Genomic DNA, 10,268 nt, shown 5'->3' with positions numbered 1-10,268 from the left:
GATCTGGAAATCGCCATCAACGGCGAATTCGTCCAGAGCCAGCGTGCCGACGGCCTGGTGGTCACCAGCCCGACCGGCACCACGGCCTACGCACTGTCGGCTGGCGGGCCGATCATGCATCCGACGCTGGAGGCGGTGGCGTTGGTGCCGATCTGCCCGCACACGCTGTCGGCACGCCCCATCGTGGTCAGCAGCCATGCGCGCATCGAACTGCACCTGACCTACGCCGACGACGCGCGCGTCCACTTCGACGGTCAGCACCATTTCGACCTGTTCAGCGGCGACCACGTGTGGATCACCCGTGCCAGCCGCCCGATCACGCTGCTGCATCCGCATTCCTACAGTTATTACGACACCCTGCGGCAGAAGCTGCACTGGGGCAAGCAGCTTTAACCCGCAACGCGTACCCATGCTGCTGCATCTTTCCATCCGCAACTACCTGCTGGTCGAATCGGTCGAGCTTGATTTCGCGCCGGGGCTGACCGTGCTCACCGGCGAGACCGGCGCCGGCAAGTCGATCCTGGTCGACGCGCTGGCGCTGGCGCTGGGCGACCGCGCCGAAGGTGGCGTGGTGCGGCAGGGCGCGCCGCGCGCCGAGATCGCCGCCGAATTCGCGATCGATGGCTTGCCCGCGCTGGCAGCCTGGCTCGACGAAGCCGGCTTCGCGCCGGACGGCGATGCATTGATCCTGCGCCGCGTGATCGACGCCGGCGGCCGTTCGCGCGCCTTCGTCAACGGCAGCGCCGCGCCGCTGGCGCAGCTGAAGGAAGCCGCCGATTTTCTGCTCGACATCCACGGCCAGCACGCGCATCACGCGCTGCTGCGCCCGCAGGCCCAGCGCGAGGTGCTCGATGCGTATGCCGGCGCCCAGCCGCTGGCCCTGACGGTCAACGCCGCCTGGCACGCCTGGCAGGCGGCGCGGCAACAGCGCCTGGACGCCGAAACCCACGGCCAGGCGCGGCAGATCGAACGCGAGGGGCTGCGGCTGGCGGTGGAGGAGTTGCGCGCGCTCGGCGACGACCTCGCGCGCTGGGACGATATCCAGGCCGAACATGCGCGGCTGGCGCACGTCACCACGCTGCTGCAAGGCAGCCACGCGCTGATCGAGGGGTTGGACGATGGCGAGGCGGCGGTGGCCGGCCAGCTTGGCGAAATGAGCGCGCGGCTCGACGGCATGCAGACGGTGGACGACAGCCTGAAGGAGGTCGCCGCGCTGCTGAATTCGGCCAGCGCCGATCTGGCCGAGGCGGTGCATGCGCTGCGCCGCTACGCCGGCAACCTCAATCCCGATCCCGAACGGCTGGCCGAACTCGACCGGCGGCTTGCCGACATGCACCGGCTGGCGCGCAAGCACCGTGTGCAGCCGGATGCGCTGGCTGGTTTGCTGGAACAGTTCGACATGCGACTGGCCGCGCTGGCGGCCGGCGACGATCTCGATGCGCTGCAGGCAAGCGAAGATGCGGCCCTGGCGCGATACCAGGCCGATGCGCGCCAGCTCGGCGCACTGCGCCGCAAGGCGGCGACGGGGCTGTCGAAGCAGGTGACGGCGGCGATGGACGAACTCGCGCTGGCCGGCGGCCGGCTCGACGTCCAGCTGCAGCCGACCGGCGAACCGCGCGCGCACGGGCTGGAGGACGTGGGCTTTCTGGTGGCCAGCCATCCCGGCCTGCCGCCGGGGCCGCTCGCCAAGGTGGCGTCGGGCGGCGAGCTGTCGCGTATCAGCCTGGCGATCCAGACCGCGCTCTCCGGCGTGGCTGGCGTGCCGACGCTGATCTTCGACGAAGTCGACGTCGGCATCGGCGGCAGCGTGGCCGAAGCGGTCGGGCGGCGGCTGGCGAAGCTGGGCGCAACCCGGCAAGTGCTGGTCATCACCCACCTGCCGCAGGTGGCGGCGCGCGGTTCGCAGCACTTGCGCGTGGCCAAGCAGGCCAACGGCGGTGTCGTCTCGTCCAACATCGCGCTGCTCGATGCGAACGCGCGGGTGGAGGAGATCGCGCGCATGTTGGGCGGGATGAAGATCACCGCGACGACGCGGCAGCACGCCGCCGAGATGCTCGCCAATTGAGAGCGCTGCTTGCACTGTTCATGCTGTTCGCCGCCGGTGCGGCGTGGGCGGAGCCGCTCGCCGGCGTCGTCATCGTGGTGATCGACGGCGACACCGTGCTGTTCCGCCCGGACCACTACCGGCCGGCGTCGCGGGCCTTTCTCAAGGTGCGGCTCGCGGGCATCGACGCCCCCGAGGCGGACCAGCCGCACGGCGAGGCGGCGACCCGCGCGCTGCGGGCGCTGGCGTTGAAGCGGCGGGCGACGCTCGACATCGTCGCCACCGACGTCTACGGGCGCAAGCTCGGCCACCTCGCCGTCGACGCATTGGCAGTGAACGCGGAACTGGTGCGGCGCGGCCACGCCTGGGCGTCTTCGCGCAATGCCGGCGACGTGCTGCGCGGTCTGCAGGATGAAGCGCGCGAAGCGCGCCTCGGCCTGTGGCAGGACGACGATCCGACGCCGCCGTGGGCGTGGCGGCGGCGTTCGGCGCATCAGGATCTGTGCGTAGCCGTGCGCGCTTCCTGCTACGTGACGCTCGCCGCTATTTCCAAGCGGCCGGACGGCGACCGCGGGCGCTTCGGATGAATGCCGGATTGCGCCACAAAATCCTGAAAAGCCTCGTGCTGCTCTGCTTGCCGGCAGCGGTCGCGGGTTGCCATACCTTGCCCTCGCTCGACGGCCGCAGCAGTTCCACGGCGCTGGCCGACACCGATGCCACGCGGCTCGGCCGGGCGATCGCGCCGCAGGCGGCCGCGCACCCGGACAGATCCGGCGTCTACCCCCTGCTCGATTCGCGCGACGCCTTCGCCGCGCGCGTGCTGCTGGCGCGCGCGGCCGAGCGCTCGCTCGACGTGCAGTACTACATCTGGCGTCAGGACATGGCGGGCACGCTGCTGTTCGAGGCCCTGCACGAGGCGGCCGAGCGCGGGGTGCGCGTGCGGCTGCTGCTCGACGACCACAATACCGGCGGACTGGATGAGACCCTCGCTGCGCTCGATACCCATCCGAACATCGAGGTGCGGCTGTTCAACCCGTTCGCGACCCGCGGTGTGCGCTGGATCGGCTACCTGACCGATTTCTCGCGGCTCAACCGGCGGATGCACAACAAGTCGTTCACCGCCGACAGCCAGGCGACGATCATCGGCGGGCGCAACGTTGGCGATGAGTACTTCGACGCGACCGAAGGGATCGTGTTCGTCGATCTCGACCTGCTGGCGGTGGGGACGGTGGTGGAGGAGGTGTCGCGCGATTTCGACCGCTACTGGGCGAGCGCCTCGTCCTATCCCGTCGACCGGCTGCTGCCGCCCGCCGATCCCGCCCTGCTTGAGCAGCTTGCGTCGAAAGCGTCCCTGATCGAACGCGATCCGGCAGCGCGCACTTATATGGAGGCGCTGCGCGAATCCCCGTTCGTGCGCGAACTGGTCGAGGGAACGCTGCCGTTCGAATGGGCGGCCACCCGCATGGTCAGCGACGATCCGGCCAAGGGGCTCGGCCTGAACGACGGCGCATCGATACTGCCCAGTCAGCTCGACCGAATCATCGGCAAGCCGGAAACCAGCGTTGAGCTGGTGTCGGCCTACTTCGTGCCCACGAAATCGGGCACCGAGCAGCTGACGAGGCTCGCCCGCGAAGGCGTGAAAATCCAGATTCTCACCAACGCGCTCGAGGCGACGGATGTGGCCGTCGTGCACGCCGGCTATGCCAAGCGGCGCAAGCCACTGCTCGAAGCCGGCATCACGCTCTACGAACTGCAGCGCCTGTCGCCGAACCTCAAGCGGGACAGGCGCGCCGGGGGCTCGGGCAGTTCCGGCGCCAGCCTGCACGCAAAGACCTTTGCGGTCGATCGATCGCGCGTCTTCGTCGGCTCGTTCAACTTCGACCCGCGCTCGGCCCGCCTCAATACCGAACTGGGCTTCGTGGTCGAGAGCCCGGCGCTGGCCGGCCGCATCGAGGAAGCATTCGTGGGCGGGATCCCGGCTGGGGCCTACGAGGTGCGCCTTTCGGAGACAGGGAACCTGTACTGGATCGAGCATCGGGACGGCAGGCCGCTGCGGCACGAGACCGAGCCGGGCACGGGTTTCTGGAAGCGCGTCTGGATCTGGTTCGCATCGCTGCTGCCGATCGAGTGGCTGCTGTGACCCGCGATCGGCAGAACGCTGACACCCGCCCGCTCAAGTAACGAAGCGCCGCGAAATATCCTCAATACGGGCACATCCAGCCAGCTTCATGGCAAGCTGCAATTCTGCGTTGATGGTATCGAAAACCGATTTCACCCCCTGCCAGCCGCCGAGCGACAGGCCATAGAGGACAGGGCGTCCCATGGCGATACCCGATGCGCCCAGCGCCAGCGCCTTGAAGACGTGAATGCCGCGGCGCACGCCGCCGTCGAGATAGACGGGCACGCGCCCGCCCACAGCCTCGACGATGCCGGGCAGCGCGGCGAATGCGGCGGGCACACCGTCGAGTTGCCGCCCGCCGTGATTCGAGACCTGGATCGCGTTCGCGCCGTGCGCGATGCACTCGTTCGCGTTCTCCGGCGTCAGGATGCCTTTGACGACGACCGGGAGATCCGATTCGCGGCGGATGAATTCGATGTCGGAAAAATCGAGGTTGCGTTTGAACACCTGGGTCAGCTCGCCGAGGCCGACGCCGGGTTTGGCGGTCGGCAGGTTCGGAAAGGGCAGCGTCGCCGGGAAGACGAAACCGTTGCGCTGATCGGCTTCGCGGTTTCCCGGCCACTCCAGGTCCACCGTGAACACGATGGCCGTGGCGCCGGCCGCCTTCGCTCGCTGAATGAGCTCGCGATTGATGCCGGCGTCGTTCGCGTAATAGAGTTGAAACCATTTCGGTCCGGAGCCCGCCTTCGCGATCTCTTCGAGCGGCGTGTTGGCAAGCGTCTGCGCACAAAACAGTGCCCCAGCCTCGCCCGCGCCGCGTGCCGTTGCCTTTTCCGCACCCTCGTGCGCCAGGCCGTGTGCGGCCATGGGTGGTACGAAGACGGGTGTCGCCACCTTCGAGCCGAGCAAGGCGGTCTGCAAGTCGGGCTGAGTCACGCCGGCGAGATAGCGCGGCAGGATTTGCCGATCGTCGAACGAGCGCGTGTTCTCTTTGAGCGTCCACTCATCGCCGGAACCGCCCGCGATATAGCCGAACGCTCCCTTTGGAATGACTTTTCTCGCTTCCGCCTCCAACTCATGGAGACTGACGATATTCAGCTTGCGCTCGGCCTTTCCGGCGACGTAGGCGGCGGCCGCGGACTTTTTTCGAGCCGCCGCGTTTCCGCTACGCTCGGCGGCAAACACCTTTCCAGCGGAACTCCCTGCCAGCATCGTCAGCGCCGAGGCGCTCAGCGTCTTGCCGATAAACTCGCGTCTTGTCTTGTCCATGGCGGCTCCTCCTTCCCGGTTTGCCAGCAACATTGCGCACCTCCGCGGCTCAATACCCGCCTCAACGAACAGCTTCGCGACGCGACCGAGGCAGGCCTCCGGCTGCTGCATGACCGGCACGCCCAGGAAGACCGGCGATTGGCGCAGAGGTGGTTCGCACCGAAGGCGCCGATTGCGTCAGGCGGGGCGCTGATGATTTTATAGTGCGTTCCACGCACAACAGCAAGCCAGGGACAAGCCGATTGCGCCAGGCGTCCATACTCAACGCCCCCGTCGAACTGCGCCCCAGCCGCGGCCGTGTTCGTCGTTTTAACGCGGCGTGCCGTCGGGCAGCGCGACGTGGCACTCCTGAAAGATGCGCGCGGTGCAGGTGCGGCAGATCTCGTTGTCGAGGCGCGGATAGATTGCCTGCAGCGCATCGCCTTTGTGGCGGAAGATCTGGTCCTCGCCGACGGTGTCGACCTGGCCGCTGCGGCGCAGCATTTCGCAGAAATCCGGCTGCACCCCCACCAGATACAGGCCGCCGCCCAGCCTGCGCCGCCGCGTGGCCTCCTTGGCCAGCAGTTCGGCGCCGGCGAGGTCGATGAAGCCGATCGCTCGTGCGGTGATCAGCAGATTTTTCTTCTTCGGATCGGCCTCGTCGACGTTGCGGAAGTGCTGTTGCACGTGTTCGACCGCGCCGAAGAAGATCGAGCCCTCGACCCTCAGCATGGCCATCTGCGGACAGGTGGGCGCGTCTATCGTGGCCGGCACGAATTTGCGGCGCGGATTGCCGAGTTCGGATGCATCCGGAACCAGTTCGCGGATCGACGGCTGCGAGGTGCGGTACAGGTAGAACAGCAGCGACACCAGAATGCCGAGGAAGATGCCTTTTTCCAGGTCGATCAGGGTGCCGGCGAAGGTCAGCGCGAGCACGATGCGTTCGCGCTTGTGGCGCTTGAAGATTTCGCCGATGTGGTGGAAGTCGATCAGGCTCCATGCCACGATGAACAGGATCGCCGCCATCGACGGCACCGGCAGGTAGGCGGCGAGCGGCGCCACCAGCAGCACGATGGCGAGCAGGAACACCGCCGACATGGCGGCGGCGAGCGGCGTCTTTGCGCCCGAGGCGTAATTCACCCCGCTGCGGTTGAACGAGCCGCTGGAGGCATAGCCGGAGAAGAAGCTGCCGGCAATGTTGGACAGCCCCTGGCCGACGAATTCCTGGTTGCTGTCGATGCGCTGGTCGGACTTGACCGCGATCGAACGCGCGATCGCCACCGCCTCGGTCAGCGCGAGGATCGCGATGATGGTGGCGGGGAACAGGGTCTGCTTGATTGCGGTGAGCGAGAAGTCGGGCAGCGACAGCGGCGGGAACGATGCCGCCAGCGCGCCGACGGTCTTGATGCCGGTGTTCTCGGCGCCGAACTCGGCGTTGATCGCGGCGGCGACCACGCTGCCCACCACCATCGCGACGATCATGTATGGGAGCCTGGTGAGATAGCGCCTGGCGAGGATGCCCGACGCCAGCGTGACCGCGCCCACCGCCAGCACCCACGGCTGGATGTCTGCGAGGTGGCTGCCGAAATGGATCAGCACCTGGTGGAAGTGCGCGCCGCGCGGCATGTCGAGACCGAAGAAGTTCTTGATCTGGCTGCTCGCGATGAGGATCGCCGCACCGGCGGTGAAGCCGATGATCACCGTATGCGAGATGAAGTTGACCAGCGCACCCAGCCGCGCCAGGCCCATCGCCAGCTGGATCAGGCCGGCCAGCAGGGTGAGCGTCAGCACCAGGCCGATGAACTGCGGGCTGCCGGGCTCGGCGAGCGGGCTGATCGAGGCGAACACCACGATCGAGATCGCCGTGGTCGGCCCCGACACCAGGTGCCAGCTCGATCCCCACAATGCGGCAACGATGGCAGGCACCATGGCTGCGTAGAGGCCATACTCGGGCGGCAGCCCGGCGATGGTGGCGAACGCCACCGCCTGCGGCAGCACGATCATGGCGCCGGTGAGCGCGGCGAGGCTGTCGGCCTTGAAGGTCTGCGGCGTGACCCTGGGCCACCAGCGCAGGAAGGGCAGCAGGCGGTAAAGCCACAGCGGGCAGGCCTTGAGATCGATCACGCGGACTCCAAAAGCATATTAGCGAATAAGACTATAACTACTTGTTGCAAAAGAGTTTTTGCATGGCTTTCTGGCCGGGTGGCCTGTCCGGTTTTATAATCGGACGCAAAGCCCGTGTCGGATCGAGTCGCAACGACAATTCAGCCAGAGGGAGCGAGAGGAAGATGAAACTCACCACGATGACGTTGTGTGCATCCGCGCTGCTGCTGTTGACCGTACCGGTTCAGGCAGCGGGCGATCCCAAGGCCGGGCAGCTTAAAACCTCGATGTGCGCCGGTTGTCATGGCATTGCCGGCTGGCGTACCGCCTATCCCAGCGTATACAGCGTTCCCAAGCTCGGCGGACAGCACGCCGATTATATCGTGGCGGCCCTCAAAGCCTATAAAAGCGGCGAGCGCAGCCACCCCAGCATGAAGGCCATCGCGGGCAGCCTGTCCGAGCGGGACATGGATGATCTTGCAGCGTATTACGCATCGTCGTACAGCGGCGCTGCCAACTGAGGAGACCCCATGAAAAAAACATTGCTCATCCTCGCCGCGGTTGCACTGGGCACTTCCCTGGCCGCACAGGCCAAGGGCGACTACGAGGCCGGCAAGGCCAAATCGGCCACCTGCGCTGCCTGCCACGGCGTGGACGGGATCAGTGAGGTGGCATCCTTTCCCAAACTGGCGGGCCAGCACCGCGATTATCTCTACCATGTGCTCAAGGATTACCAGTCCGGCAAGCGCAAGAACCCCATTATGGCCGGCCAGGTGCAAAACCTCTCCGATACGGACATGCTCGATCTGGCGATGTATTTTTCCAAACAGAAAGGGCTGACCCTGAAGTATTGATTCGGGGGGCGCAAAGATAGCGGGCGCGGCTGGACAGGCTGCGCCCGTTTTTTTGAAGAGACTGAACCGCAAGCGGCGGAATCCGTTACACGGGTATTGCGGCAAAAAGAGCAGCGGTTTGCGACCCTGAAAAGGCGGTCTCGGCATGCCCGGCCGACAGTCTGCCTGTATCGACCCGGCTTTCCCGGACGCGCTGACCGCCTGCAATCGGGCACCTGTCAGTCCTGGTTCAGCCCCTGACGCAAGCGCAATCCACTGGTAAGGTCCTGACCCGTAGGCTTCTGGTAAAGGCGCAAACCAAACTCAGGCAGCATGGCGAGCAGATGATCAAAAATATCGCTTTGGATGCCTTCGTACTCAATCCAGGCCGTTGATGCGGTGAAGCAGTACAGTTCCATTGGAATGCCTTCCGAGGATGGCTCCATCGCACGAACCATCAGGGTCATGCCCTGGTGAATCTTCGGATGATGCCTCAGGTAGGCGTTGATATAGGCCCTGAAGGTGCCCAGGTTGGTCAGACGCCGCTGGTTGGCAGGGGCTTTTGCCAGATCGCCCAGCGCCCGGCTTGCCGCGCTATTGGCGCCATCGAGCTCCTGCAGCTTTTGTTCGAGGTAAGGCCTGAGCAGGGCAATGTGCTGAAGGCGTTCCACGTCCTCCGGTTTGAGGAAGCAGACAGAGCCCGCATCCAGTCGAACGACGCGCTTGATGCGCCGTCCGCCCGACTCGGACATGCCGCGCCAGTTGCGGAAGCTCTCGGACATCAGACGCCAGGTGGGAATGGTCGTGATGGTTTTGTCCCAGTTCTGCACTTTGACCGTGTGCAGGGCAATGTCGATCACATCCCCATCCGCGCCCAGCTGGGGCATCTCGATCCAGTCGCCCACGCGCAGCATGTCGTTGGACGCCAGTTGCAGGCCAGCCGTGAAGGACAGCAAGGTGTCCTTGAAAACCAGCATCAACACTGCCGACATGGCGCCCAGACCGGAAAGCAGAATCAGCGGCGAGCGGTCGATCAGCGCGGCAATGATGACGATGCCGCCCAGCAACATCAAACCCAGCTTGGCCAGCTGGATGTGGCTCTTGATCGAGCGGGTCGATACGGCCAGGCTGCCGGCCGATCTTTCATGCTCTTCGTGGAGCGCATCCAGCAAGGCCATCAATACCCGAACGATTTGCAGGACGGTCACCGCCACGGCCACATTTCTGATGATGCTTACGGCGGCAGTGGGCAGATAGGGAATGGCGGCGACGGACATCTGGACCACCAGGGACGGCGTGATCTTCTCCAGGCGGTTCAGGACATTGCGGTGCAGGACGACGCGTGTCCAGCGCGCCTGCATGGCCTCGATCCAGCGGCTGAACCCATGCAGCAGGATCCAGTGGACGACAAGTCTGGCGCCATAGGCCAGCAAGACCATCAGCGCCAGGCCGGCGATGGCCTGAATCGCTTCAGGCTGCTCGGTCAGAAAGGACATTTCAAAGTTCATTGCGGCAAGAAATCAGGCATGAAAGGGCGGCTGGTGGCGCATCGCCGGTGTTGGCGGCAGTCAAGCCGGAGCGGGACAGCGGGGCTGGCATCTGGGCAGCGGGACGTCATTCATAGTCCTCTGGATGCCCGACTTCCAGATTCTCCCGGTAGTGCTGTTCGAATTCTTCCTGATAGAAAAACCGTTCTTCGCCAAAGGCGGGTTTGAGATCGCTCAGCCAGGTGGCCTGTTCGTCATAGCGGGCAAAAAAGGGCCGGTGCACCCAATCGGGGTTGCGGGCCTGGATGAAGCGCACCTGCAGAACTTTTTCGCCCATGACTTCGCTGGTCCCCAGCACCTGCACCTTGCCGGGGTTGGCGGACATGCTGGGGCCGCGTACGGTACGGCAAAGCCCTCCTACCTGCCGGTAGGCT

The 10,268-nt window shown here is 65.6% G+C and carries 8 protein-coding genes and 2 pseudogenes; 6 read left to right on the top strand and 4 right to left on the bottom strand.

Annotation, left to right across the window (positions count from 1 at the left end; translation table 11 throughout):
- The 4 genes and pseudogenes from Q0L94_RS03060 to Q0L94_RS03045 all read left to right on the top strand — a co-directional run.
- A pseudogene (locus Q0L94_RS03060) lies at positions 1-393 on the top strand (NAD kinase); the annotation flags it as partial.
- Positions 394-409: 16 nt separating this feature from the next.
- Positions 410-2,065 carry a DNA repair protein RecN gene (gene recN / locus Q0L94_RS03055; RefSeq protein ID WP_296749965.1) on the top strand — a complete coding sequence of 552 codons (1,656 nt, stop codon included), beginning with the start codon at positions 410-412 and terminating at the stop codon, positions 2,063-2,065.
- Entirely contained in the window at positions 2,062-2,631 is a 570-nt protein-coding gene (locus Q0L94_RS03050) for a thermonuclease family protein (RefSeq protein ID WP_296749964.1), read from the top strand. Before recN ends, Q0L94_RS03050 begins: the two co-directional genes overlap by 4 nt.
- Complete coding sequence (locus Q0L94_RS03045; protein WP_296749963.1) at positions 2,628-4,184, top strand: phospholipase D family protein; 1,557 nt, start codon at positions 2,628-2,630, stop codon at positions 4,182-4,184. Before Q0L94_RS03050 ends, Q0L94_RS03045 begins: the two co-directional genes overlap by 4 nt.
- 33 nt (positions 4,185-4,217) lie before the next feature.
- Here Q0L94_RS03045 and Q0L94_RS03040 read toward each other — a convergent pair whose 3' ends face one another.
- Positions 4,218-5,432 carry a lactate oxidase gene (locus Q0L94_RS03040; protein WP_296749962.1) on the bottom strand — a complete coding sequence of 405 codons (1,215 nt, stop codon included), beginning with the start codon at positions 5,430-5,432 and terminating at the stop codon, positions 4,218-4,220.
- 309 nt (positions 5,433-5,741) lie between these two features.
- A complete protein-coding gene (locus Q0L94_RS03035; protein WP_296749961.1) occupies positions 5,742-7,535 on the bottom strand; it encodes a SulP family inorganic anion transporter in 1,794 nt (597 codons plus the stop codon).
- Between the two features lie 164 nt (positions 7,536-7,699).
- Between Q0L94_RS03035 and Q0L94_RS03030 the strand changes: the two genes are divergently transcribed.
- Positions 7,700-8,035, top strand: coding sequence for a cytochrome c (locus Q0L94_RS03030; RefSeq protein ID WP_296749960.1), 336 nt, complete (start codon positions 7,700-7,702; stop codon positions 8,033-8,035).
- Between the two features lie 9 nt (positions 8,036-8,044).
- Complete coding sequence (locus Q0L94_RS03025) at positions 8,045-8,368, top strand: cytochrome c (protein WP_296749959.1); 324 nt, start codon at positions 8,045-8,047, stop codon at positions 8,366-8,368.
- 218 nt (positions 8,369-8,586) lie between these two features.
- On the opposite strand, the gene Q0L94_RS03020 is transcribed toward Q0L94_RS03025, so the two are convergent.
- Both Q0L94_RS03020 and Q0L94_RS03015 read right to left on the bottom strand, forming a co-directional pair.
- Positions 8,587-9,843 carry a mechanosensitive ion channel family protein gene (locus tag Q0L94_RS03020; protein ID WP_296749958.1) on the bottom strand — a complete coding sequence of 419 codons (1,257 nt, stop codon included), beginning with the start codon at positions 9,841-9,843 and terminating at the stop codon, positions 8,587-8,589.
- Positions 9,844-9,961: 118 nt separating this feature from the next.
- A pseudogene (locus Q0L94_RS03015) lies at positions 9,962-10,268 on the bottom strand (lysine 2,3-aminomutase); the annotation flags it as partial.

The organism is Thiobacillus sp. (assembly GCF_024708915.1).
The sequence above is the reverse complement of the archived record's forward strand: the minus strand, read 5'-3'. Positions and strand labels throughout refer to the sequence as shown.

Coding starts and splice junctions, on each gene's coding strand:
- recN (WP_296749965.1), top strand. CDS start 410: ATGCTGCTGCATCTTTCCATCCGCAACTACCTGCTGGTCGAATCGGTC.
- Q0L94_RS03045 (WP_296749963.1), top strand. CDS start 2,628: ATGAATGCCGGATTGCGCCACAAAATCCTGAAAAGCCTCGTGCTGCTC.
- Q0L94_RS03040 (WP_296749962.1), bottom strand. CDS start 5,432: ATGGACAAGACAAGACGCGAGTTTATCGGCAAGACGCTGAGCGCCTCG.
- Q0L94_RS03030 (WP_296749960.1), top strand. CDS start 7,700: ATGAAACTCACCACGATGACGTTGTGTGCATCCGCGCTGCTGCTGTTG.
- Q0L94_RS03025 (WP_296749959.1), top strand. CDS start 8,045: ATGAAAAAAACATTGCTCATCCTCGCCGCGGTTGCACTGGGCACTTCC.
- Q0L94_RS03020 (WP_296749958.1), bottom strand. CDS start 9,843: ATGTCCTTTCTGACCGAGCAGCCTGAAGCGATTCAGGCCATCGCCGGC.